The following is a 24576-nucleotide window of genomic DNA, read 5'->3' as shown; positions in this document are numbered from 1 at the left end:
CTTTCGAAAACACCAATCCGTATTTCTACGGTGAGCCGTGCTGCATTGACGTTCATAACTGCCATTTGACTATCGCTCGTCTTGGCGCACAGCATCCATGTCTATTCTGCAAAGCAGTCATCCATGCAACGCGCAGCATCGGTCACTCTGGGCCGATTGTGTTGGAAAGCGCCTGTTTCGGGGCTGATCGACGACCTTTTTCGCCACACAGAAAGACCGGACGGGCCCCGCGACGCCGCCGTCTGGCATGAGTTTTGTCGAGATGTCATCGGGGCGCTTGTCGAGGGCCCACGTCCATTTCGCGGAAGCGGGCCCTCGTTTGGTGCCGACCGAAGCGCGGAACCGGCAGAGCCGGGTCAGGTCCTTTTGCGCAGCGTGTTCACCTGAATATGGGGCCAGCGGGTTACGCCGCCATCGGTGCCAAAGTGAAACTCGAAATCCACGATCTGTTCGTATTGCAGCTGCAGAATCTCCTGCCCGTCTTCTTCGATCGTTTCGATCCACATCCGCATATCCATTCTCACGGCCGGTACGAAGCGGCGGACAGGCGGGGTGTTCAGAATGCCCCCCTGCGGGCCTGTGGCTTCTTGCGTGTCCATCTCGATAAGGCTGAATTTCTTGACCGTCTGATCCTTGATCGCGTCGCGCAGGATCAGGTCCGGGCGCACCGAATAGGGATAGAGATCATGGGCCAGAATACGCTGCGTATAGGTCTTGTTGCCGCTGGGAGCGGTTGCGGGCAAGGCCTTGTCAAAGACCCAGGGTGGGGGCGGCGCGTCGAGGTTGATCGGCTCGTTCCCTGCCCCGCCCATGGTTGGTGAAATCGCCAGGTATCTGAAATCCCATGCCGCCAGACCAGAGGGAAAGGACGGCGCTCCGTCTGTGGTAGAGGACCGGCCGAACATCTGGACCGTACTGCCATGCGGGATGGTGCCACTGCGCGCGACCGAGTAGCCCGGAACATAGACCGGCCCGTCAGCCCAGTCACCAGAGGCGAGTTCAGGATAGCCGATGTCCATCTCTACAGATTCGTCATTGGCGGCGTGGTTGTAGATCTGGTCCAGCCAGAGATACATGCCGTTTTCTTCGTGCAGAAGGTTGTCCTGCAGATCGATGATCCTGGTGTCGTATTTCACCGCTCCGCAGAACTGCTCGTTTGCGCCTGCGCGGTTGGGGCTTCGGGCTGTGTTTTTGTACCTGCGCAACGTCCAGGGATACGGCTGGAACCACAAACGCGTTTATCGGATTTATTGCGAGCTGGAATTGAACTTGCGGATCAAGCCCAAGAAGCGTTTGAAGCGCGATAAACCTGAGCCATTGTCAGTGCCCGACAGGCCGAATGAGACCTGGTCGATGGACTTCATGGCGGACCAACTCTCGGATGGCAGGTCGATCCGAACGTTGAACGTGCTGGATGACTTCAATCGCGAAGGTTTGGCTATTGAGGTCGACTTCTCGCTACCTGCTGAACGCGTCGTTCGAAGCCTGAACCAGATCATTGAATGGCGCGGGAAACCACAAACGATACGTGTCGACAATGGACCCGAATATGTCAGTGGCAAGCTGATGGAATGGGCAGAGAAACACAATATCCAGCTGGCATACATCCAGCCCGGCAAGCCCCAACAGAACGCTTATATCGAGCGATACAATCGCACTGTTCGTGGCGAATGGCTGGGGCAATACATCTTTGAAACCATCGAGGAGGCACAGCACCAAGCGACTGAATGGCTCTGGACTTACAACAATGAGCGACCCAACATGGGCATCGGCGGCATGACCCACGCCATGAAACTGAAAACAGCCGCGTGAATTCTACGGCTCGACCCCATTAAAAATGGGGGGATTACCATCGCACCACAGGTTGCAGCCTTTGAACAGGCGGCACAGTTTCCGGCGGCTCCGGCGATCCGTTTGTCGATGGCCGAAGCCGGCAGGATTTTCGTTGGAACGCCGGCGGCGCGACTGGATCCGATCAGCGGTGAAGGCGCACCTTTTGCCATCCGAACCGCGATCCTGGCGGCGGCGGTCCTGACCCACGACGGCCCCGCTGCAGAGGCAATCGATTACTACCAACAGCGGATTCTGACATCCTTCCTGAGCCACCTGTCCGGATGTCAGACATTCTATGCGGATGCATTCTTTCTGGACGCCGACTGGCAGCTTGAGTTGCGCAAATCCGGCATCGCTCGCTCTGTGCTTGAGCCGGTCTTGCGCACATCCGATGGCATGGCCCCAGAGCTTCGTCTGGAGGGCCTAAGCCTCGTCGCTGCGAAAGAGACCGCTTCAGGGTAACGCAAAGCCACGAAAACAGGCCAGCCAATGCCACACAGCGTCGCGCTGAGGGGCATCAAACCGCGACATGACGCCGGACACGCAAGGGCGATCAGGAACGCGTTGACGGGGCCGCAGCTCTCTGCCCCGCAAGGCATGCTGGCGTCATTTCAAATGCAGATTGCCGATCCAAGCAGTGTGAACGCGCAACCGTCGCGACAATTGATGAAGATCAATCAGTCGTACGTGCCGCTCTCTAAGCTTTACGAATGGGCAAACCAGTAGCGATCAGATCAAGCAATCCGTTTCCGCCGATGCAGACCACCGCCTTGGTCGGTCCGCGCGCGCATCACCTTTTTTCCGGCTTTCCTGTCGCACGACCGGTCCGGCAGTCGGTCCTTGCTGTGACGGGTCCTCGGAGGTGAGCGGAAATGACACTCAAGACGAGGGGATCGGGTCGATGACCGGGATTTGGCAACATGCACTCGACAGAATGCTCCGCACTCTCATAAAACTGGGGTCGCTGCACGTCGTCATGCCGACCGGGGGCATAGGCGTCTATGGCGACGGGGCCGGTGTGCCGGTGACAGTTCGCCTGCTGGACCCGACAACCGTCAGGCACCTGGTGATGAACCCCGAACTGGCCCTTGGTGAATCTTACATGAACGGATCGCTTGCGGTTGACTTGGATGACCTGCAGGGGCTGCTGGAACTCGTTGTGCGCAACGCGCGCCATGCCGACGCCAATCCGGTCTGGTGGCAGAAACTGTCCGAGAGGTTACGCACGGCCCTGCGCGGACTTTCACAGAGGAATATTCTGACGCGCTCAAGGCGTAACGTGGCGCATCATTATGATCTCTCGGGGCAGTTGTTCGATCTGTTTCTCGACGACGACCGGCAATATTCCTGCGGGTATTTTCGCGCCCCCGATGCGACACTGGAACAGGCGCAGGCCGACAAGAAGGCGCATATCGCGCGCAAGCTGTTGATCAAGCCCGGCATGAGCGTTCTCGATATCGGCTGTGGCTGGGGCGGCATGGCACTGACGCTTGCGCGCGATCACGGGGCCAAAGTGGTCGGCATCACCCTGTCCGAGGAACAGCATGCCTATGCGACCGAGAGGGTCGCGCACGCGGGTCTCTCAGACCGGATCGAGTTTCGGCTTTGCGATTATCGTCAGGTCGAAGGCAGGTTCGATCGGATTGTCTCTGTGGGCATGTTCGAACACGTCGGCCTGCCCCACTACCTCGATTACTTCGCCGCCATTCGCAACCTGCTGTCGCCCGACGGGATCGCCCTGGTCCATACGATCGGCTGGGCCGGAACCGCGAAAGCCACCAACCCCTGGATCGCAAAATACATTTTCCCCGGCGGTTATGTGCCCGCTGTCTCGGAGATGATGACCGCAGTCGAGCAGAACCGCCTGTGGGCCACGGATATCGAATGCTGGCGGCTGCATTATGCCTATACCTTGCGTCACTGGTATGATCGGTTCCGGGCGCACGAAAACGAGGCGCGCGCGCTCTATGACGATCGCTTTACAAGGATGTGGCGTTTCTATCTGGCGGCCAGTGAACAAACGTTCCGCCATGCCCCGCAAGCCGTCTTCCAGATTCAGTTATCGCCACGCGTTGATGCCGTGCCGCTGACGCGGGACTATCAGTACGACACAGGTCGCACGACACCCCGACGACGGCCCGATGCAAGCCGAAAACCCGTGCTTGTCGCGCGTGGCGCCCGCACGGCTGCGCGCAGCGACACACCCAATCCGCACGCCCTTTCATTCGAGGAGAAAAAACAATGATCGGCAAAATCCTTCTGGCCGTCGACGGGTCTCAACATTCGCTTTCCGCCACCGACATGGCGGCTGAACTGGCGGACAAACTGAACGCCGAACTGTTCATCGTGCATGTGCTGATGCACGGTCGCCCCCCTGCGGAACTGCTCCGCATGGCCGAGGTCGAGCATCTAGTCGAAAAGGCCCATGCCGTTGCCTTTCCAAGCGTGCCCTACGTGCCGGAAAACCGCCATGCGATGATGCTCGGCTCCTCGGACGAAGCAGGAACCGCAAGGGCGATAACGGCCCTCGGAGAGCAGATCGTCGACCGGGCAAAAGTGCGCTGCCTCGAACTGGGTGTGCGCAAGGTGACAACCATGACCGAAATGGGCGATTACGCCGATGAAATTCTAGAGGCGGCGCGCACACGTTCGGTCGACATGATCGTCATCGGCTCACGCGGGCTCGGTGCGATCAAGAGCACCGTCTTGGGCAGCGTGTCGCAAAAGGTTCTGCATCACGCGCAATGCGCTGTCCTCACGGTCAGATGACCCGCCCCGGCCGATGCGCCGGACTGTCTCTGCCTGATGCGCGCGGGCGCGTCAGGTATGTCCGTCGATTTTCCAGATTTCGCGAAGTTCAGTGACACGCTTGCACGGCATTCGGAAATAACGCCCGATCTCGTCATCCGAAAGGCCAAGATCCGCAAAGATCTCAAGAGAGCGCTTCGGCATCGGGCCGAGGACGTGCAGGTACTTTTGCAGCTCGGACGCCAAATCGCGGCGCGGTGACATGACACGGGAGGACACACCGCGCCCACCGGGCGCAAACTGCCATGTGCCTTTCTGATTTCTGTCACCCTCTCCCATGCTCTATGTCTCACCTCCATACATGAAAAAGCACGTATGTGATCAGTGCTTCAAAAATACCCGAAACGATTGATTTCGATCAAGAGGCACCTGCCCATTCGCCTCAACCGGCAAGAGTTGGCTGATCGTCGCGCATGACAGTCCCCCATGACAGTCCCCCATGAAAGACCCCTGTGAGATCCGGGGAAATTGATCGGCATCATTTCCCCACAGGGCCCGCAGGCTAAGCGCCACACTCACCCGGAGGAAAAGCCCCATACATGCGTTGGCTCTGCGGGCGGGCCACCTCAGGGGCGCGGCAGTGCTGTTGCCGTAAAGTCACGGGCGCGCCTTAGGTTTGCAGATTTCACGAAATGTTCTTGACTAAAATCAATCCGGATCGCGTGGCACCGGCTATTCCTTTCGTCATGGATATGATCACACGAAAATTCCTGAATCGCGCGGATGCGGGCCGAGTATTGGCCAGGCTTCTGGCTGAAATGGAACTGGATCGCCCGCTGATCTATGCCTTGCCGCGCGGCGGTGTGCCCGTTGGCGTCGAAGTTGCAAAACGGCTCGGTGCACCGCTTGATCTGCTGCTCGTCCGCAAGATCGGCGCGCCGCGCAATCCCGAAGTCGCCCTTGGCGCATTGGTCGAGGGCGCGGACGAACAGATCGTCATCAACGAAGATGTCCGGCGCGCGTCAGGGGCGGATGACGCCTATATCGCGCGGGCGGTGGCCGACCAGAGGGCCGAGCTTGAGCGACGCAAGGCGCTCTACCTCGGCAACCGGGCGCGCCCCGATCCGAGCGGTCGCACCGTTGTTGTCGTCGATGACGGATTGGCAACCGGCGCCACCATGAAGGCGGCGCTGATCGGGTTGAAACGCTCTGGCCCGGCGCGGATCGTGGTGGCCCTGCCCGTCGCCCCCAAGTCGGCTTTGCAGGACATATATGATCAGGCCGATGATATCATCTGCGTTCATCCGGTCACCGCCTTTCTGGGTGTCGGCGCATTCTACAGAGACTTTCACCAGTTGTCGGACGACGAAACGGTGACGCTTCTCAACTCGGTCAAGACCGCCTCTTCGCAGGAGGCACCGAGCATCCACAAGAGACAGGTGGCCATTCCGCCCCTGGGCCTGATCGGCGACCTGGCGGTTCCCAAAAGCCCGCGCGGCATCATCCTTTTTGCCCATGGAAGCGGGTCCAGCCGCCGAAGCCCCCGAAACACCTACGTCGCCGAAAAATTCAATGATGAAGGCTTTGCAACGCTTCTGTTCGACCTCTTGACACCCGAGGAAGGCAAAGACCGTCGCAATGTCTTTGACATCCCCCTGCTCGCGGATCGCGTGATCGAAGCCTCGATGTGGATCACCTCTGAACCCGACCTTGAGGATCTTCCGCTGGGCGTCTTTGGGGCAAGCACAGGTGCCGCAGCAGCGCTTGTGGCCGCCGCAGAGCTCAGAGGCCGAGTTGGCGCAGTCGTGTCGCGAGGCGGGCGCCCGGATCTGGCCATGGAGTTTCTGCCGCAGGTTCAGGGCGCCACGCTGCTTGTCGTCGGCGGCCGGGACACCGAAGTCATCGAGTTGAACAAACAGGCGCTTGCTGCGCTGAGGTGCGAGAAGAAGCTGGCGATCGTTCCGGGGGCGGGTCACCTTTTCGAAGAGTCGGGCACGCTGGACGTTGTCATAGACCATGCCGCCGACTGGTTCAGGACGCATCTGCGCGCGACGCCACTCGAAATCCCCGCGCCGGTTGCGAAGCCTGAGCCCGAGACCGCAGTGTCCCCCCTCAGGGCCGCCGCCGAACCCCTGCCCGCGATAGATGATCCGGGTTTCGCCGAAGCCTTTGACCGATTTGGCTCAAAGCGCGTTGTCCTTCTGGGCGAGGCGTCCCATGGAACCTCGGAATTCTACCGCGCCCGCGCCGCCATCACGCGGCGACTGATCGAAGACCACGGCTTTTCCATCGTGGCCGTCGAAGCCGACTGGCCCGACGCCGCGAGCGTTGATCACCACATCCGTCAAAAACCATACGAGGCGATGCAGGACACGCCCTTTGCGCGGTTCCCGACATGGATGTGGCGCAACGAGGAATTCGCGGCGTTTACGCGCTTTTTGAAGCAACACAATCACGCCAGACCCATGGACGAGCGCGTCGCGTTCTATGGCCTTGACCTCTACAACATGAACGCCTCAATTGCAGAGATTCTCGCCTATCTGGATCGTGTGGACGAACAAGCGGCCGCAGTGGCCCGCTCTCGCTTTGCCTGCCTTGCGCCCTGGTCAAGCGACCCTGCCGCCTATGGGCGGGCGGCTCTGACGCCGCAGTTCACGGTCTGCGAAAAAGCAGTGACGCAAATCCTGATCGACCTGCTGAAAAGAAAGCTGGAATACGCCGCAAAAGACGGCGATCAGTTCTTTGACGCCACGCAAAACGCCCGGCTCGTGGCAAATGCCGAGCGATATTACCGGGTGATGTATTATGGCTCGCACCTGTCGTGGAACCTGCGCGACCAGCACATGTTCCAGACCCTCAAGCAAATCCTCGACCATGCCGGACCGGATAAAAAGGCCGTGGTCTGGGCCCATAATTCCCACATCGGGGACGCGCGACAGACCGACATGGGGCGCAGCCGGGGCGAATTGAATATCGGACAGCTCTGTCGCGAGGAATATGGCGAAGACGCCGCTCTTATCGGCTTTGGAACCGCATCCGGCACTGTTGCGGCGGCGTCGGAGTGGGACAGCCCGATGGAGGTCAAGACAATCCGCCCCCCGCTTCCGGGGAGTGTTGAGGCGATCTGCCATGCCGTTGATCTTGAACGGTTCCTTTGGGACTTAAAAAAGGATCAACCGGCTGCATTCCGCGATCTGATCGCCCAGCCCCGGCTGGAACGCTTCATCGGCGTGATCTATCGCCCGGAAACCGAGAGGGCGAGCCACTACAGCTATGCGGACCTGTCCAGACAATACGACGCCTTTGTCTGGTTCGACCGGACGAAGGCGCTGACACCTCTGCCGACTCTGACAAAAAAGGAAGAAGACGAGACTTATCCCTTCGGCCTGTGATCCCGTCGAAGGGGCTTTTCGAAAACGCCCAATCAACGAAGAGGAGACCGAAATGCTACAGACCAATTATTTCCCGTGGAATTACAACGATCCTTTCGCTGACATGCGGCGACTGCAGGGAGCGATGAACCGGCTTTTTGACGGCGGTCGATCCTCTGAGCGGTCAGGGGCCTATCCGTCCGTGAACGTCTGGGTTGGTCAGGACAGCGTCGTCATGTCCGCTGAACTTCCGGGGCTCACCGATCAGGACATCGAACTGAGCGTGAAGGATACGATGATGTCCATTCGCGGCACCTACCCGGAACCGGAGACAGGCGATGACATCCGCTGGCACCGCCGCGAGCGTCCCGCCGGATCGTTCCTGCGGTCGATCGAGCTTCCCTTCCGGATCGACCCCGACCACATCGACGCGCGCTTTGAAAATGGTGTGCTGACCGTCGAAATGCAGCGGCCGGAAGACGACAAGCCCAAGCACATCAAGATCAAATCATCCTGAACGCAGACGCAAAAGGAGAAATAACATGGCACAGGAACTTACGCCACAAGCCGCAGGCACCGTCGTTCGATCAAAAGGTGAAACAGAGCCCGCGACGCTTACCTTCACGCCAGCGGTCGATATCTTTGAGAAGGGTGACACCACCGTCATCCTGGCCGACATGCCCGGTGTGGCATCCGACGGTGTGGACGTCACGCTGGAGAGACGGGTTCTGACATTGCGCGGCACCGTCAAACCCCACGCGCCGGAAGGGTATCGCCGCCTGTCTTCGGAGTACCGCGAAGGCGACTATCTTCGTGTCTTCACGCTGTCTGACGAAATAAATCAGGCCAAGATCAATGCCGAGTTCAGGAATGGCGTTCTGCGGCTTGAATTGCCGCACGCAGCCGAAGCCAAACCCAAGAAGATATCGGTGAAGGCAGCGTGACGCGCCGTCATGGATTTTCAACGCAATCAAGGAGAAACCATCATGCAAATCAAAGATCTGATCCCCTCGGGACGTGACAAGGAAACCAGCCCGGCAAGCGAAAACGCGACGTCGAGCAATCCTCTGGTATCGTTGCAGCGCGATATAAACCACGTGTTCGAGGATTTCTGGCGCAGGGTCGAAAACAGCTGGAATGGCGATGACAGCGTGCTGGGACTGTTTGGCCCAAGCACCGATGTCACCGAAACCGACAAAAGCGTGAAGGTCTCCGTCGAATTGCCCGGAATGGAGCAAGAGGACATCGACATATCCCTGTCCGGCAATACGATGACGATCCGCGGCGAAAAGAAGATCGAGCACGAAGAGGAGCGCAAGGGCGTTTACATGTCCGAACGCCACTACGGCTCGTTCCACCGCACGCTGCCCCTGCCCGCCGGTGTCGATCCTGAAAAGGCTGAAGCAACCTACAAGAACGGCGTGCTGACCGTCAGCCTTCCCAAGACCGAAGAGGCGCTTGCAAGCATCAAACGCATTCCCGTGAAAGCCGCCTGAAACATGCGGGGGGCCGGGTTTTCCCGGCCTCTTGCTCTCGTCTGAAGGAGTGATGAAATGGCTGAAGTTGTCTCTCGTCTGGGCCGGACGCTGGCCGCGATCCTGGTCTTTTCGATAACCTTCGCAGCGCCCGGCATGTCGCAGACCGCTGACCGGCCCTTGTATCTAAACGATGACGGGCTGCCGACACTGGCGCCTCTGTTGGCCGAGGTGACGCCAGCCGTTGTCAACATCTCCGTCGAAAGCAGTCGCTCTGTCGAGATGAACCCACTGTTCAACGACCCGTTCTTCCGGCGTTTCTTCGACCTGCAGCCGCCGCCGCAACAGCCGCAGCGCCGCCAGCAGATGAGCGCGGGTTCCGGCGTGATCATTGATGCAGAAAAAGGCTATGTGCTGACCAACCACCATGTCGTGGAGAACGGCGACCGCATTACCGTAACGCTCAAGGACCGCCGCCAGTTTGACGCGGAACTGGTCGGGAGCGACCCCGGAACGGACATTGCCCTTGTGAAAATCGACGCCGGAAATCTGACCGCCCTCGACCTGGGCGACAGCGATCGTTTGCAGGTGGGAGATTACGTTCTGGCAATCGGCAATCCCTTCGGCCTTGGTCAGACGGTGACCTCGGGCATCGTCAGCGCCCTGGGGCGGAGCGGCCTCAATATCGAAGGATACGAGGATTTCATCCAGACCGACGCCTCAATCAATCCCGGCAATTCCGGCGGTGCCCTGGTCACGTTGGACGGGCATCTTGTCGGGGTCAACACCGCGATCATCGCGCCATCGGGAGGCAATGTCGGTATCGGTTTTGCGGTGCCTGCAAACATGGCCAAGGCGGTCGCCGATCAGCTCATCGAATTTGGCGAGGTGCAGCGCGGTCTGCTCGGCGTGACAATACAGGATTTCACCCCCGATCTTGCAGAGGCGCTCGGGCTAGAGGCCGGTGCGGGTGCAGTGATCACCCAGGTCGAACCGGACAGCGCGGCCGAAGCCGCCGGATTGCAGCCCGGCGACCTGATCGTGTCGGTTGATGGCCGCCCCGTGGCCGGGTCCGCCGATCTGCGCAGCCAGATCGGATTGAAGCGGACCGGCCGAAGCATCGAGATCGGGATCATCCGCAACGGCGAGCGGCAGACTGTGGTGGCGACCCTGCGACGCGGACCGCAAGGCGGCCCCCGGCCAGGTGGTCACGGGCTGGAATGGCTGTCCGGAGCAGACCTCCGCAATCTTGAGCCGGGCGACCCGCTTTACGGCGAGGTACCCGGTGTCTTGGTGGCGAGGCTGGACCCCGGCAGCCGTGCCGCGCGGTCGGGCATCGCGGTCGGCGACATCATCCTCGCCGTCAACCGCGTGCCTGTCGCATCGGTTGCCGAGTTGCGCGAACAGCTCACGAAAGTCGACCGGGCGCTCGCCTTGACGATCCAACGCGGATCGGCCCGCATTTTTCTGATCATGCGCTGACACGGCGACATTCAAAATGGAGGGCGGAATGAAGGAGAATGACAAAGAGGCCGACACTTCGGCCAAAGGCGGCGTCCCCGGGCAACCGGACCCGGACACCGACGCAGTGGACCGGGACGCCGAAATCGCAGCGCTGACCGACAGGTGGAAAAGAGCGCTCGCAGAGGCCGAGAACGCGCGCAAACGCGCCGATGCGTCTCGCCTCGATGGGCGCGAGCATGGCATTTCACTGGCCGTGGACGCCCTTGCCCCCGCATTGGATGCGGTTTTTCTGGCCCTTGAAACGGCCCGCAGGATTCCCGAAGCGGACAACCCCTGGATCAAGGCGCATCTGGAGGGCCTCTCAACGATCAAAACGGCGTTCGAAACCGGACTGAAGGCCCTTGGGGTCACGATGCTTGCCCCCAAGGATGCGCCGTTCGACCCGGAACTGCATGAAGCCATGCAAATAAAGGAAACAGACGAGATGAAACCGGGCAATGTCCTGGTTCTGCACCGTCCGGGCTTTGCCCTTGGACGGCGGTTGATCCGACCCGCACAGGTGACAGTCAGTGCCGCGCCAGGCAGCTCTGAGAAGGAATAAGGCCTGCGGCACGGCTGATCCCCTTGCCGACCAAATATCTTGACGCCGATCAATCAGCCATTCGCTCTGCCCACTATACTAAAAAGAAAACACATCCAGCACAGGAGACAACCATGGAAATCTCGAAAGCGATGCATGAGAACGCGGATTGGGTCAGCGCTGACACGCTGGTAAGCGAAATTGCACAAATGATGAAAAAGGGAGATATCGGCGCCGTTCCAATTGGCAAGGACGACAAACTGGTCGGGATGATTACGGACCGCGACATCGCGCTCAGGGTTGTGGCCGCCGGGCGTGATCCGGAAAAGACCACGGCCGAAGACGTGATGACCAAAGGGATTGTCTATTGCCGGACCACCGAAACTGTCGAGGACGCAATTCACCTGATGGATCAGAAGAAAATCCGTCGGCTGCCGGTACTTGACGACAAAAAGCGGCTGGTCGGGATGCTCAGCCTTGGTGATGTCGCACATTCTGTCAGCCGCGATCTGTCGGGGGAACTGCTGCAGGCGGTATCCGATCATCATAGATGACCTGAAAGAAAGACGGTTTTTGTCGCGGGTGACCTTCGGTCCGGCACCATCCACTGTTGTGCCCGAACGCGCCAATCCGAAAGAGACATCAGGATGAAGTCACGCCATGTGCAGATGGCGCGATGCGCGCCATTGTCTTGTTGTCCGCATGCGAAACCCTGACATCTGAGTGGTCTCGACCTGTCTCAAACGACTGCGTTTCGGGCCAGCGGCTCCATGTCGAGGCGGTAATCCTCGGCAATCTGGAAAAGGGTGCCATTGGGTATTTCGTACCAGTCTTCCCCATGCGTGACGGGTTCCGAAGCGATCTCGACCGCCTGATAGTCCGTTGTCGGTTGGTGATGGGCATGCGACTTGCCACAGATCGGGCAGGAAAAGACGTGGTCGCGCTGCAGGTGATAAAGCGACCGGTTCAGGCGCGACCCGACCAGGTGCTCTCCGTCGGTGAGCACGATGTTCAAACCCACCCTGGCATCGGGGTCCACTTCGGCGCACCAGTCGACGATCTGCTCGAGGCCGCGGCGCACGCTGGCCATCAGCCCGTCTTCCGGATGGCGCAGAAAGAGGCTCAGAAGATAGCGAAACACATGCTCGCTGTCGGTCGTCCCCCGGATTTCGGACCGGTGCAGCGGGTCCATATGCTCAAGCATCGGGAAACGCACACGGTCAAAGTTGGGAAGGGTGCCGTTATGCGCGAAGATCCATCGCCCGTGCACAAAGGGATGCGTGTTTTCAAGGCTGGTTCCGCCAACGGTCGCACGCCTGACATGGGCCACGACGGTGCGGGCATAGACCTGCGCCGCCTTGCGGGCGAAATGTTCGCCGTGAAAGGCCGCCCAGACCTGTTTTTCAAGGATCGGAACGCCGTCAGGGTAATCGGCAATGCCCCAGCCATGACCATGCGCATATCCGCTCATGTCGCTTTCGCTTTGCGCCATCAAGGCATTTTGCGACTTGACCAGACCGCATTCGACCCGCGTCGGTTCATTGGCATGCATGGCATAAAGACGGCACATGATCTCACCTCTTGTTTTGCCAGAGGCATCTTATCACGCCGCGCGCGGGCGGCATGACATCGCTCAATTGCAGTCGAAAAAACCGCCCTAGGCTAAGCCTGCCCATTGGTTGCGGAGGACCCGGATGAAAGACTGCGCGACGATTGCCGAGCGCCTTGTCGCTGACGAGCCCGCATTGCTGGGCTCGCTCGATTTCGGGCCTTTCGTGCGTCAGGGCACGGGGTCCGGCCCCTCTCTGCTGATTGGCGATCAATCCGAAATCAGCTTGTTGAGGTCAGGACAGGAAACGCACCTCGAGTATCGGATGTCCCATCTGGCCCGGTCGAATGACATCGTTCTTGTCCGCAGACGCGATACCCGGTTCGAAGACTATCTTGCCGGGCATCTCGGGCTTGAAAACCTGACCTTTCTTGAGGTGCACGGCCCTGACATCCTGCCGGTTTCGAAACAGGCGCTCGCCTCTTCTGCGCTGATTGAAAGCCTGGCAGAAACCGCGTCGCGCAATGGCGGTCTGACGCTGAAATCCTATCTGACGACCGGAAACATCTGGCGGTTGGCCAAGGCCATCGGCGAGGCCGCGCAACAGGTTGTTCACGTCTGCGGCCCCTCGCCCCGTGTCACGACGCGAAGCAATGACAAGCTCTGGTTCTCGCAACTGGCCTGTGCGGTGCTGGGCCGTGACGCGACGCCGCCGACGATGTCGGCCTACGGTCCGGCCGCCGCCGCCGCGCTTGTCTCGCACATCAGCAAGCGGGCCGCACAGGTGGTTGTCAAGGTCCCCGACAGCGCCGGCTCCGCAGGAAACGTGCGGGTGAGCAGTACGTTCCTGGCCGCCAAAACACTGACCGAGATACGGGATTTCCTGCTGGAGCGCCTGCACGCCACGGGCTGGCGGGACAGCTATCCGGTCCTTGTCGGCGTTTGGGACGACAATGTCGTCAGCACCCCCTCGGCGCAATTGTGGGTTCCAAGACCCGGCGACGGAAAACCGATCGTCGAAGGCATTTTCGAACAGACCGTCATGGGCGAGGTTGCGGCCTTTGCCGGTGCCGCCAGAGCGTCCCTGCCCGAGCCGATCCTGCGCCGATTTCATGGCGAATCCGAACAGATCGCCGCCGTTCTCCAGCACATCGGATATTATGGGCGGTGCAGCTTTGACGCTGTGCTTGTTGCGGGCAAAGACGGACGCGACACGATTCACTGGATAGAGTGCAACGGCCGATGGGGGGGCGTATCAATACCGATGACGGCCGCGGTCGCATCGGGCGACCTGCGGTCGTTCAAGGGGCTTTTGATCCTGCAGGAAAAGCTGAACGGCAAATGGATCGGGACGGGCGAACTGCTTGAACGGCTGGATGACCTGCTCTATCGGCGTGCCTCGCCTGCAAATGGCGTCATCCTTCTTTCACCACCGCTTGCAACGCAAGGCACGGTGGTCAACTTCATGGTGGTCGCAGACACTCAGGCCACGGCCCGGGCATTGGGCGATCAGGCAATGAGCCGTCTGATGTCATCCGCCTGACGGCCCCCTCACTGAACCGGACAGGCCCGCCCCAGCAGTGGGCGAAGACCTGCAATTGACAAAGATCAACGGGGCCGTCCCGCGCCGGGTTATCTTGGCGCAGGATCATCTGAAACGTCAGGAGGACAAAATGAAACACGCAATGATGTCACGGCTCGCACTCGGGTTTTGTGCGTCCATCGTGGTCACGACTGTCGGCACGGCTTCCTTTGCGCAGGAAACAGACGGGTTCAAAGCCGACCCCACCGAGTTCCTGAATTCCTGCGCCTCCTGCCACGGCAAGGACGGTAAGGGTGCCGGTTTCCTGACCCGCGTTTTCAGGGGTGTCGATCCCGGCGATCTGACCAGGCTGGCCGCCAATAATGATGGCGTCTTTCCCTCGGACCGCGTTTTCGACGTCATTGATGGCCGGGGGGATGTCGAGGCACACGGAGACCGCAAGATGCCGGTCTGGGGGGATCGGTACATGAATTCGGAAATGAGCCGCCATGGCCCGGACGAGATCAACGAATTCAGGGTCCGCACCCGCATTCTGGAGCTGAGCCACTTCCTGCAATCAATTCAGGAACTGTAAGCAGACTCGCAGGCAATAGCCGGGGCAGCGCTTTTTGAAACCGGCCTTTTCAGGCTGGGGGTAAAACACCCGGCCTGACCTCGCCGCCCTCGCACGAGCCGGTTCTTTCTATCAGCGGGCCAAAGCGGGCCTGGGTTTCAACGTCATTCCAGCAGATCTCTCAACGCCTTTGCAAGGTCACGCAAGCTATACGGCTTGCGCAACAAGGGGTGGCGGTTCTGGACCGCACCGACGGTCGCCGCTCCGCCGCTGGCATATCCGGTCGCCAGCAAAATCTTGAGCGCGGGGTTGATCGCAAGCGCCTGATCCGCGACCTGAAAACCGTTCAGGCCGCCGGGCATCACCACATCCGACAGGACAAGATCAATCCCGTCATTGCCGCGAATAATCTCAAGCGCGGCGGGCCCGTTCTCGGCGGCCAGGGTCTCATAGCCCAAATCCTCCAGACGGGTCACGGTCAGCCGCCGGACCCGAGGGTCATCCTCAACCACCAGAATGGTCTCGTTTCGCGATTTCGGAATGTCACCTTCAACGGGTCCCGCAACTGCCGCAGCCCCCTTGCCGGCGGGCGGAAGATAGAGCGTGACCGTCGTGCCCACCCCCTCTTCGCTGTAAATCGCCACATGGCCGCCCGACTGCTTTGCAAAACCGTAGATCATGCTCAGGCCAAGCCCCGACCCCGCGCCGACAGCCTTGGTGGTAAAAAACGGCTCGAATGCGCGGGCCATCACCTCGGGTCTCATGCCCATGCCGGTGTCGGTGACAGACAGGGCGACATAGTCACCGGGTTCGACATCGACCTGCGTGGCAGCGTAATCCCTGTCCAGCGTCACGTTCTTGGCCTCGATCGTCAGGGTGCCGCCGTTGGGCATCGCGTCACGGGCGTTGATGGCGAGGTTCAGAATGGCGTTTTCGATCTGACCGGGGTCGGTCAACGTCAGTTTCAGATCCTCGGCCAGATCGGTTTCGACCGATATGTCATCCCCCAGCGTCCTTTTCAGAAGAGGTTGGACCGATCGCACCAGATCATTGAGCGGCACAGTTTCCGATTCAAGCGTCTGCTTGCGGGAAAATGCCAGCAATTGCGCGGTCAGCTTTGCGCCAAGGTCAGAGGCTTCCAGTGCCTCCTGCAACAGGTCCTTCTTCGGGAAATCCCCCAGGTTCATCTCAAGCAATTCCAGATTGCCGATGATCACTGTCAGCAGGTTGTTGAAATCATGCGCAAGGCCGCCGGTAAGCTGTCCCACGGCCTCCATTTTCTGGGCCCTTTGCAAGGCGTCGCGGCGTTTCATGTCCTCTGTCAGATCATGCAGGATACCGGTAAAGTTCCGTTCGCCGTCAATCCACCATTCGGCAACAGTGAGCCGGATCGGCACCTCGGTGCCATCCTTGCGGCGCGCGTTCATCGCACGACCGATCCCGATGATCTTTTTTTCTCCGGTGGCCTTGTAGTGATCTAGGTAGCCGTCGTGCTGATGCTGGTGCGGTTCCGGCATCAGCATCTTGACGTTCTGGCCAATCACCTCTGCCGCCGTATAGCCCAAAATGGTTTGCGCCGCCGGGCTGTAGCTCGTCACGATGGCTTGATCATCTATCGTGATAATCGCCTCCGGGGCGGCATTCAGAACTGCCCTCAGGCGTGCCTCGCGTTCTTCAAGGCGATGCTGGATCTCAAGCCGCTCGGTGGCATCCTCCAAAACCATGAGAATAAAATCACGACCGCCCGTGCCGTCTTTCATCTGGCGGGCGTTGACCATCATCGTCCGGGCCCCTTTGCCCTTGATGTCGACGACGACCTCATGCCCTTCGACGGTGGTTTCTTCGGGCAGAATGCGTTCCATAAGCTTGCGCAGGGTCGGCTGATCCAACTGGCCGTCGTGCAAAGCAAACAGGGCCTTGCCTTCGGTGTCTTCAGGTGTTGTTTCAAATGCCCTTAAAAAAGAAAGACTTGCTTTGACGACGTCGAGGTTCTTGTCCAGCACAAGCATCGGCTCGCGCACGGTTCCGATGATCGCTTCGGCGAATTGCAACGCGCCTTCATACGCTTGCTGCAAGGCCTTTACATCGGTGACCTCCGAGAAGGTGATGACCACGCCATCAATCTTTCCGTCCTGGGTCCGGTAAGGCAGAATGCGCCTGATGAACCATTTGTCGCCATCGGCCCGCACCTCAAGTTCACTTGGAGTCAGGTCCTGGAGAACGGTTACGGCATCTTCCAGCAGCTTCGGATCGTCTATCTTGCTGGTGATATCGCTGAAGGGGCGGCCCACATCATTGGCGATGACGTTGAAAAGCTGCCGGGTCGCGGGCGTGAAGCGCATGATCTTCAGATCGCGGTCCAGAAACAGGGTTGCGATGCCGGAACTGGACAGAAGGTTATTGAGATCGTCCGTCAGGTGCCGCTCGTCCTCGACCTTTTGCTGCAGCTCGGTATTGACGGTCGTCAGCTCTTCGTTCAGCGATTGCAGTTCTTCCTTGGAGGTTTCCAGTTCCTCGTTGGTCGACTGGAACTCTTCGTTCATCGACATCGCTTCTTCGTTCGACGCCTTCAGCTCTTCGGTCGAATGTTCGTATTCCCGGATGGTGTTCTGAAGCTCAAGACGGGTTGCCTCAAGCTCCTGTTCAAGCTGGGTGTGAACTGCGCTGTCCTTTGGCCCCCCTTCGGAGTCGATAGATGCCTTTATCACAGGCGTGTCCGCGAAGGTCACAAGCACCAGCTTGATCCCGTCCACGACCATCGGATGCGCAGCGATTGAGACAGGAATGTTATGCCCCGCACGCGTCACGGTTCCCGACGCGGTCACATCCTGATCGGTTTTGAACGCCCGGCGGATCGTACTGCCGAGTTTTGCGCGCAACCCGTCGCGGGCCATGTCCAGCAAATCCTGGCTGGCCTCGCCGGTTGGCACCTTGAGGTACTGATCCGCCGGGCCCTGCACAAACAGCGTTTCCATGCGGGCGTCGATCAGAACGGCCGCTGGCGCATAGCGATCGACCAACAGTTTGTTGCTGAGTTCGGCAAGACGCAGCCCACGGCTTGCTTCGGCGCTGCGCAGCGCGGGCGTGGTCTGCCCGAAGGCCGGGTTTATTGTGACCGGGAAATCGAAATGGCGATGCAGCCCGCCCCCGACCCGTTTGTACAATCTGTGTTTCTTGGAAACCGGCTTGAAGTAAACCTCATGATTGTTTGCGGTCTCGGACGATCCCAGAAACAGCAGCCCGCCTTCATTCAGGGCGAAATGGAACATCTGGATGACCCGTTCCTGCGCCTGATGGTTCAGGTAGATCAGCAGGTTCCGGCAAGAGATCAGGTCGAGCTTGGAGAACGGCGCATCGGCAAGGATGTTCTGATGCGCAAAGACCACGGCTTCGCGCAGTTCCGGCTTCACGCGATAGGAATGGTCCTCTTTTTCGAAAAAGCGGCTCAGTCGCTCGGGCGAGACATCGCCGACGATGGAATCGGGATAAACGCCCGTCCGTGCGATGGACAGCGCATGTTCATCGACGTCGGATGCAAAGACCTGCAATTTGACGTCCTTGCGCAAGGCTTCGATTTTCTCGATCACCAACATCGCCAGCGAATAGGCTTCCTCGCCCGTCGCACAGGCAGGCACCCAGATCCGGATCGGCTTGCCCTGTGCGCAGTTCACAACCAGATCGCGAATGACGTGTTCGGCAAGATACTCGAATACCTCGCGGTCGCGAAAGAAGGCCGTGACGCTGATCAGAAGATCGGCACAGAGCTTTTCCGCCTCTTCCGGCGAATCCTTGAGCAACGCCAGGTAGTCCGCTGAACTTTCCAAATGGCGCAGGGCCATGCGCCGCTCGATCCGGCGCAGAAGCGTGCCCTCTTTGTAGCATTCGAAATTGATCGGAGTATGGGCCTTCAGAACCGTGATGATCCTGGACAATGCCCCGCGGGCATTCTCGCCCATAGTCTTGGTGCTTGTCCCCTGTTTGATGTAGGGATGCGCCACATAGTCCGAAATGACCGCAGGCATCTCGGCAACAGGCAGTACGTGATCGACCGAGCCCGTCGCAATCGCGCTGCGCGGCATACCATCATGGGCGGCCTCCTTTGGCTCCTGCACCAGAACCATGCCGCCATTTTCCTTGATGCTGCGCAAGCCCGCCGTGCCGTCGCTGCCCGTACCGGACAGGATGACCGCTACAGCGCTTTGCTTCTGATCTTCGGCAAGTGACCGCAGGAAAAAGTCGATTGGCAGCCGCATTCCGCGCGGTTCAGGCGGCTCCATCAGGCGCAGAACACCGTTTTCGATCCAAAGGAATTCCTTGGGCGGGATGATATAGACATGATCGGGTTTGACAGGTGTGCAGTCCGCCGCAAGTTCCACGGTCATCTTCGTGTGCTTGGACAGCAGATCGGCCATCAGGCTTTTGTGGTTTGGATCCACATGGTGGATGACGACAAAAGCCATGCCCGCCTTATCCGGCATCGCTTCGAAAAAATCGGTGAGTGCCTGCAAGCCGCCGGCAGATGCCCCGAGCCCGATGACCGGCGTCAAAGCCGGTGCAGGCTTTGTTTCGGTCGGCTTTGAACCGGACAACTGATTTCGCCTCGTCCGTTTGCGTGAAGGTTTCGCGGCTGCCTCGGCATCGGATCGAGGTGATGGCTTTTGAGGCTTTCGTGCCATCAGAAAATCTCCAGGTGTCTGCGTCGCGCCCTGAGTTTAGAATAGTTTACCCAGCCTTGACCAGCCTTGACCAGCCTTGCGACAAGTGCTGACTATTTCGCAGCGTCGATGTGCCCATTACTTGATTTGATCCCGAACGGCAAAGGCGCGCAGGGTGTTGATCCAAGTCCCCCCGCCTTGGGCGATAGCGCAGCGGTTGCAGGGTATTCGACCGTCGGCAGGTGAAGAAAATCCAGGGATAACATGCAAAAGCACCCCGAGTACCGGAGCTACAGCGCAGATGAATTATTTTGCGGAGATGATTGCGCCCCCAGGCGACTAAAAACGCAACAGGGGGGCGCAGGTACTCATCAAAAGGGCAGACTCAGTACAGATATCATTCTGGCGCGTTCCAGCCCCAGCCGCATTGATATTTGTCATTTTGTCTGACCCTGCAGTTTCATACCTCGACCAGACGATCATCGCTTCATTCCGTTGCGGACAGTTTGTCAAAGACCGCAAAACACAGGTCGTGTCTCAGTTTGAGATTATGTGGGGGTGACGGCCCTACAAGGCCGCATTTAGCCAGACGCAATAGACCTGCCCCACCACCGCGTGGTTGAAACCGCTTGCCTTGCAAGAGGGCTCAAACTGATGAGCAAAATCGTGATTGAAAAAGGCACCATATCGCAGGCATCTCGTTTGGATTTGTCGCCAGGTCAGCGGCAAGGACGGGACCGGCTACCGCATGAATGATGACAAACCGCCACGCGCCATAAATGTATGGCAAGATGAATGCCGCAATCTAATCGGTTGGGAATCCGGAACATATGCCAAACATGCGCTCCACATCAACAAGCAGGCCGTTGTAGGGGACATCCCCCGCAATGTGCCAATCGCCGGAAACCCTACACCATCTTTACGCACACAGCTCGCTGCCCGGTTGGCAGTCATCAAGCTGAGGGAGTGGCATGATCTGCGCCAACATCACAAGCGACGACACCGCGCAGACTGCCCCCCCGCACGCGGCGCTTGATCACACCGGGCACAAGCGCCATCGCGAAGGTATTGATGAAGAATGGCTGGATCACGATATGCAGATATGACAGCACGGTCACAGAGGTGTTGGCACGTGTCCCACATTGGTCGAGCACGCCGTACCCGGCGACTTGCAGAGCCTGCACTGCCGTAAAAAACCGAGCGTTAGCCAAATTGCAGGCGGGTCGCCACGCCGATAAGTGACGGCAGACGCAACCGTGCCAATTGCAACCATCCCAACTGATGCTTCCACACTCCGAAACATCGCGACAGCATCCTTTCCTGACCCCCGCTACCGTCTGCCAAACCAAGCGGATCGATGCTGATCAATTCCTGATCGCACTGCACACACCTGCAAATCGTCACGGCGGTTGAGGCCGACGCAAAAACACAATTCAGGACTGACGATTGATCAGTGTCAATGGGCCCGGACCCTATTGCAGTTAATAATATTAGCCATGCCCCCAAAACCTAAGGAATGACCGATGGAAGATGTTGAGAGACTGCTGAAGGGCACGGTTGCAGAGCTTGACCAGTTGCTGAATGCCAAAAACGTGCTTGGCGACCCGATTGAACGCGAGGGGGCGACGGTTATCCCGATTGTCAGCTACGGGTTCGGGTTTGGCGCTGGCGGAAATGTCGCCCGGAAATCGGGCAGTTCGGCCGGAACAGGTGCTGGTGGCGGGATCAAACCACTCGGCGCGATCATCTTTGACAAGGACGGCGCGCGGGTCGAATCCGTCAAGGGCGCATTGACCAGCATGACAGAGATTGCCGCCAAGGCCGCGACTGCTGTCATGGGCAAAATGTCGGCGTCAAAAGACAAACCAGACGCCTGACCTGCAATGGCACTGCTGCTCGCGATCATCCTGTGGCTGTTGCTTGCGATGCTGTTCCTGGTCGGTGTGGCCCTCATGACACCGGTCTTTGTCAGGGTGCACCTGACCAGATCGCCACAATTTGCCTACCGCGTCGAGATGCGTGCATTGGCGGGACTGGCCCCTCGCCTGACGTTGGCCGAGGGGCCGCGCAAAGGCCCTGACGTCAGGCCCGATCCCGAACCGGCAAAACCAAAGCAACGCAGGTTGCCACGGCTCAAGCGCGTTCATGGCCCTGTAGTCCGGGCTGTGCCATCACTGTTCCTGGGTATTTTGGATCGTATTCATTTGACAGAGCTGCACATTGACGCGGACTATGGCCTTGGCGATCCGGCCGATACCGGTCAGCTTTGCGGGGTGTTGATGCCCCTGCAATATGCCAACCCCATGCCTGCATCGGTTTCGCTCGATCTGCGTCCGGATTTTACCCGGGCAATCCTGAACGGCAGCGTGACGGCAGTCGTTCGCGTCACGCTGGCCTCGCTGTTTGTCCCTCTCTCTCGGTTTGCATGGCGCGCATTTGGACCCGGTCGATGACAGTTACGCTGGATCAGATGATAGAAATCGGGTCATATCGAGTCATGGCGATTTCGGACTGCGTGGTCTGCGCCAATCACCGCAACGGAAGTGTTATTGTGGCTGGACAGAAAAGACCCGTTGCGGTTCTGATCCGGCAGGACTCGGCGTTGACGGCCTTTGGAGCAGACGGCATGCCCATGACACGCGACCAGATAGAGAAGCTCTGCCCCGGCGCCTGGGTCAGAGCGTTAGAGGTTGATTGACCGCTATGGGGCAGACTTCCAAAGACTCCAAGACACAAGACCAAGTGATTGCCTTTCTTTCTTGTCCCAATCACCACCCCGGGGCCGCAGCCGTTGAACTGGTTGAAACCCATGGCGCGCTGATCTTTCTGGCAGGCGATGTCGCGCTCAAGATCAAACGCGCGGTGCGGTATGACTATATGGACCTGTCGACGCTTGATTTGCGCGAAAAGATGATCCGACGCGAGCTGGAGCTGAACCAACCCATCGCCCCCGACATCTACAAAGGTGTAGTCCCGGTCACGCGCGAGGCGAATGGACGCCTTGCGCTGGATGGCAATGGGACACCCGTCGAATGGGTTCTGCGAATGCGGCGGTTCCCGGCATCCGATGAATTGGCGGTGATCGCGCATGAGGGTCGGCTGGATGACGTGCTTGCGCGTGCCCTTGGACAGAGCGTGTTTGATTACCACGTCAAAACGCCGCAACGCACTGCCGATGGCGCAACGCTGATCGCCGATATATTGGATGAACTGGACCGGGTATTTGCAGACCTGGATGACCTGCTGGACGCCGCACAGATTGACCGGTTTCACACGCAAAGCCGCACTGCGCTGGACACCCTTGCCCCGCTGCTGCGCCAACGCGGCGCTGACGGACATATTCGCCGTTGCCACGGCGATCTGCATCTTGGCAATCTGGTACTGCTCAACGGCAAGCCGGTTCCCTTTGATGCGCTGGAATTCGATGAAGTTCTGGGCACTTGCGATGTCCTCTATGATCTGGCGTTTCTGATCATGGATTTGCAGCATCGCGCCCTTGGTCGCGTGGCCAATATTGTGTTCAGCTATTATCTGCTGGCGGCCATGGGGCGCGAGGACAACGGGCTGGCGGCACTGCCGCTGTTTATCGCGATACGTGCCGCAATCCGCGCAATGGTGCTGGCACAAACGGCCCGCGCGACCGGATCACCTATCGGCGAAGACGCAGCACGCTATCTGACCGAAGCGCTGGCCGTCCTGTCGCCGCCTGAACCCGCGCTTGTTCTGATTGGCGGATTGTCGGGCAGTGGAAAGACAACCGTGGCACAAGACCTGGCACCCCGGATCGGGGCGGCCCCCGGAGCGGTTCTTCTGCGCAGTGATACCGAGCGCAAGGCGATGCAGGGTGCTGATCCGCAAAGCCATCTTTCTGCGTCCGCGTATTCGCCAGAAGCGCGCGCGGCCATCTATGACAGGGTCATTCAGCGGGCGGAACGTATTCTAAAGGCGGGCCACTCTGTATTGATCGATGCCACGTTTCTGGCGCATGCCGACAAGGAAAAAGCAACGGCATTGGCCGCGCGCGCGCATGTCGTGTTGCACCGTTTTTGGCTGGATGCACCTTTGGATATACTGATCGACCGGGTAACAGCACGGCGCGGCGATGCGTCGGATGCCGATGCCGATGTGGTGCGGGCGCAATATACCAGCGCCACGCGCCCCGAAGATTGGCGGGTGATTGATGCCTCTGGATCAATCGCACAGACAGTCGCGCATCTCAGAACCGAATTACAAAAGACCGACGCAGACACCGATCAAGAGCAATAGGACCCATCCCCCGGCGTTGTGCGGGCCGTTCGCCCGGCAAAACAGGCTGATTTTACCCACCGATACAGGACCCGGCCTATACGTTCCGGCGCACGAAATCCTCGATTTCGGCAGCCGGTCTTGCGCCTGACGACCGTCCGATCTCGGCACCACGGTTATACAGGATCAGCAACGGAATGCCCCGGATTTGCAGGCGTTGCGAGATTTGCGGGAACTGCTCCGTATCAATCTTGGCAAACCGCGCCCGTCCCTGCAACGCACTGGCGGCTTTGGAAAACTCCGGCGCCATCATGCGGCACGGTCCGCACCACGGTGCCCAATAATCCACGATCAGGGGCAACTCGTCCGTCTGGGTGGCCTTGTTGTGAACACGCGCGTCAAACGCTTTCACGTCGCCTGCAGCTAAAGGATTTCCACATTTGGCGCATTTTGGCCCTGCGTCCAGTTTAGCAACCGGAACGCGGTTTGCCTGTCCACAGGCCAGACAGGTCAATCTGACGACATCATTCATCCTGGAGGTTTCCTTTGTCTCATGGAGC

Annotated in this window: 23 protein-coding genes and 2 pseudogenes; 18 read left to right on the top strand and 7 right to left on the bottom strand. The window is 59.3% G+C overall.

Features of this window, described 5'->3' with window-relative positions; all coding sequences use genetic code 11:
• Positions 1 to 356 precede the first annotated feature (356 nt).
• Entirely contained in the window at positions 357 to 1136 is a 780-nt protein-coding gene (locus tag BUB78_RS15215; RefSeq protein ID WP_073199452.1) for a peroxidase, FMP-type, read from the bottom strand.
• 29 nt (positions 1137 to 1165) lie between these two features.
• On the opposite strand from BUB78_RS15215, the pseudogene BUB78_RS15210 reads away from it, so the two are divergent.
• The 4 genes and pseudogenes from BUB78_RS15210 to BUB78_RS15190 form a co-directional block, all read left to right on the top strand.
• Positions 1166 to 1812 (top strand): annotated as a pseudogene (locus tag BUB78_RS15210) (IS3 family transposase); the annotation flags it as partial.
• Between the two features lie 108 nt (positions 1813 to 1920).
• Entirely contained in the window at positions 1921 to 2295 is a 375-nt protein-coding gene (locus BUB78_RS15205; RefSeq protein WP_073199450.1) for a hypothetical protein, read from the top strand.
• Between the two features lie 472 nt (positions 2296 to 2767).
• Positions 2768 to 4078: an SAM-dependent methyltransferase gene (locus BUB78_RS15195; protein ID WP_084732901.1), complete on the top strand. Its 1311-nt coding sequence runs from the start codon at positions 2768 to 2770 to the stop codon at positions 4076 to 4078.
• Complete coding sequence (locus tag BUB78_RS15190; protein WP_073199444.1) at positions 4075 to 4602, top strand: universal stress protein; 528 nt, start codon at positions 4075 to 4077, stop codon at positions 4600 to 4602. Before BUB78_RS15195 ends, BUB78_RS15190 begins: the two co-directional genes overlap by 4 nt.
• A gap of 51 nt (positions 4603 to 4653) precedes the next feature.
• Here BUB78_RS15190 and BUB78_RS15185 read toward each other — a convergent pair whose 3' ends face one another.
• Positions 4654 to 4845, bottom strand: a complete 192-nt coding sequence (locus tag BUB78_RS15185; protein WP_073199442.1) for a hypothetical protein — start codon at positions 4843 to 4845, stop codon at positions 4654 to 4656.
• A 428-nt stretch (positions 4846 to 5273) separates the two neighbouring features.
• Here BUB78_RS15185 and BUB78_RS15180 point away from each other — a divergent pair, with 428 nt between their 5' ends.
• From BUB78_RS15180 to BUB78_RS15150, 7 genes are all read left to right on the top strand, one after another.
• On the top strand, positions 5274 to 7973 hold the full coding sequence (locus tag BUB78_RS15180; protein ID WP_245813525.1) for an erythromycin esterase family protein: 2700 nt from the start codon (positions 5274 to 5276) through the stop codon (positions 7971 to 7973).
• A gap of 52 nt (positions 7974 to 8025) precedes the next feature.
• Complete coding sequence (locus BUB78_RS15175) at positions 8026 to 8469, top strand: Hsp20/alpha crystallin family protein (protein WP_073199439.1); 444 nt, start codon at positions 8026 to 8028, stop codon at positions 8467 to 8469.
• A gap of 25 nt (positions 8470 to 8494) precedes the next feature.
• A complete protein-coding gene (locus BUB78_RS15170; RefSeq protein WP_073199437.1) occupies positions 8495 to 8896 on the top strand; it encodes an Hsp20/alpha crystallin family protein in 402 nt (133 codons plus the stop codon).
• Positions 8897 to 8938: 42 nt separating this feature from the next.
• Positions 8939 to 9448, top strand: a complete 510-nt coding sequence (locus tag BUB78_RS15165; RefSeq protein WP_073199496.1) for an Hsp20/alpha crystallin family protein — start codon at positions 8939 to 8941, stop codon at positions 9446 to 9448.
• Between the two features lie 57 nt (positions 9449 to 9505).
• Complete coding sequence (locus BUB78_RS15160) at positions 9506 to 10909, top strand: DegQ family serine endoprotease (RefSeq protein WP_073199435.1); 1404 nt, start codon at positions 9506 to 9508, stop codon at positions 10907 to 10909.
• A gap of 28 nt (positions 10910 to 10937) precedes the next feature.
• A complete protein-coding gene (locus tag BUB78_RS15155; protein WP_073199494.1) occupies positions 10938 to 11492 on the top strand; it encodes a nucleotide exchange factor GrpE in 555 nt (184 codons plus the stop codon).
• 113 nt (positions 11493 to 11605) lie between these two features.
• Positions 11606 to 12025: a CBS domain-containing protein gene (locus BUB78_RS15150; RefSeq protein WP_073199434.1), complete on the top strand. Its 420-nt coding sequence runs from the start codon at positions 11606 to 11608 to the stop codon at positions 12023 to 12025.
• Between the two features lie 185 nt (positions 12026 to 12210).
• Here the strand turns inward: BUB78_RS15150 and BUB78_RS15145 are convergent, their stop codons facing one another.
• Positions 12211 to 13041: a class II glutamine amidotransferase gene (locus BUB78_RS15145; protein WP_073199432.1), complete on the bottom strand. Its 831-nt coding sequence runs from the start codon at positions 13039 to 13041 to the stop codon at positions 12211 to 12213.
• Positions 13042 to 13165: 124 nt separating this feature from the next.
• Between BUB78_RS15145 and BUB78_RS15140 the strand changes: the two genes are divergently transcribed.
• Together BUB78_RS15140 and BUB78_RS15135 are read left to right on the top strand one after the other, a co-directional pair.
• A complete protein-coding gene (locus BUB78_RS15140; protein ID WP_073199430.1) occupies positions 13166 to 14563 on the top strand; it encodes a preATP grasp domain-containing protein in 1398 nt (465 codons plus the stop codon).
• Positions 14564 to 14693: 130 nt separating this feature from the next.
• On the top strand, positions 14694 to 15137 hold the full coding sequence (locus BUB78_RS15135) for a c-type cytochrome (RefSeq protein ID WP_139279364.1): 444 nt from the start codon (positions 14694 to 14696) through the stop codon (positions 15135 to 15137).
• Between the two features lie 143 nt (positions 15138 to 15280).
• Here BUB78_RS15135 and BUB78_RS15130 read toward each other — a convergent pair whose 3' ends face one another.
• Positions 15281 to 19594 carry a CheR family methyltransferase gene (locus BUB78_RS15130; RefSeq protein WP_245813523.1) on the bottom strand — a complete coding sequence of 1438 codons (4314 nt, stop codon included), beginning with the start codon at positions 19592 to 19594 and terminating at the stop codon, positions 15281 to 15283.
• On the opposite strand from BUB78_RS15130, the gene BUB78_RS21230 reads away from it, so the two are divergent.
• A complete protein-coding gene (locus BUB78_RS21230) occupies positions 19560 to 19709 on the top strand; it encodes a hypothetical protein (RefSeq protein WP_245813529.1) in 150 nt (49 codons plus the stop codon). The genes BUB78_RS15130 and BUB78_RS21230 overlap by 35 nt on opposite strands.
• A gap of 1015 nt (positions 19710 to 20724) precedes the next feature.
• On the opposite strand, the gene BUB78_RS21225 is transcribed toward BUB78_RS21230, so the two are convergent.
• Complete coding sequence (locus tag BUB78_RS21225; protein WP_245813521.1) at positions 20725 to 20955, bottom strand: DUF5765 domain-containing protein; 231 nt, start codon at positions 20953 to 20955, stop codon at positions 20725 to 20727.
• Positions 20956 to 21294: 339 nt separating this feature from the next.
• Here BUB78_RS21225 and BUB78_RS15120 point away from each other — a divergent pair, with 339 nt between their 5' ends.
• Genes BUB78_RS15120 through BUB78_RS15105 form a run of 4 tightly spaced genes read left to right on the top strand, consistent with a single transcriptional unit; the run spans position 21295 to position 24037 of the window.
• A complete protein-coding gene (locus BUB78_RS15120) occupies positions 21295 to 21648 on the top strand; it encodes a GerW family sporulation protein (RefSeq protein ID WP_073199427.1) in 354 nt (117 codons plus the stop codon).
• A gap of 6 nt (positions 21649 to 21654) precedes the next feature.
• On the top strand, positions 21655 to 22224 hold the full coding sequence (locus BUB78_RS15115; RefSeq protein WP_073199425.1) for a DUF2953 domain-containing protein: 570 nt from the start codon (positions 21655 to 21657) through the stop codon (positions 22222 to 22224).
• Positions 22221 to 22469, top strand: a complete 249-nt coding sequence (locus BUB78_RS15110; RefSeq protein ID WP_073199423.1) for a hypothetical protein — start codon at positions 22221 to 22223, stop codon at positions 22467 to 22469. Before BUB78_RS15115 ends, BUB78_RS15110 begins: the two co-directional genes overlap by 4 nt.
• Positions 22470 to 22474: 5 nt before the next feature.
• Positions 22475 to 24037, top strand: a complete 1563-nt coding sequence (locus BUB78_RS15105; RefSeq protein ID WP_073199421.1) for a bifunctional aminoglycoside phosphotransferase/ATP-binding protein — start codon at positions 22475 to 22477, stop codon at positions 24035 to 24037.
• A 76-nt stretch (positions 24038 to 24113) separates the two neighbouring features.
• On the opposite strand, the gene BUB78_RS15100 is transcribed toward BUB78_RS15105, so the two are convergent.
• Together BUB78_RS15100 and BUB78_RS21450 are read right to left on the bottom strand one after the other, a co-directional pair.
• Complete coding sequence (locus BUB78_RS15100; RefSeq protein WP_342742334.1) at positions 24114 to 24428, bottom strand: thioredoxin family protein; 315 nt, start codon at positions 24426 to 24428, stop codon at positions 24114 to 24116.
• Positions 24429 to 24461: 33 nt separating this feature from the next.
• Positions 24462 to 24548, bottom strand: a pseudogene (locus tag BUB78_RS21450) (thiol reductase thioredoxin); the annotation flags it as partial.
• Positions 24549 to 24576 lie beyond the last annotated feature (28 nt).

Origin of the sequence: Roseovarius marisflavi, assembly GCF_900142625.1 — a bacterium.
GTDB classification, from domain to species: domain Bacteria; phylum Pseudomonadota; class Alphaproteobacteria; order Rhodobacterales; family Rhodobacteraceae; genus Roseovarius; species Roseovarius marisflavi.
The sequence above is the reverse complement of the archived record's forward strand: the minus strand, read 5'-3'. Positions and strand labels throughout refer to the sequence as shown.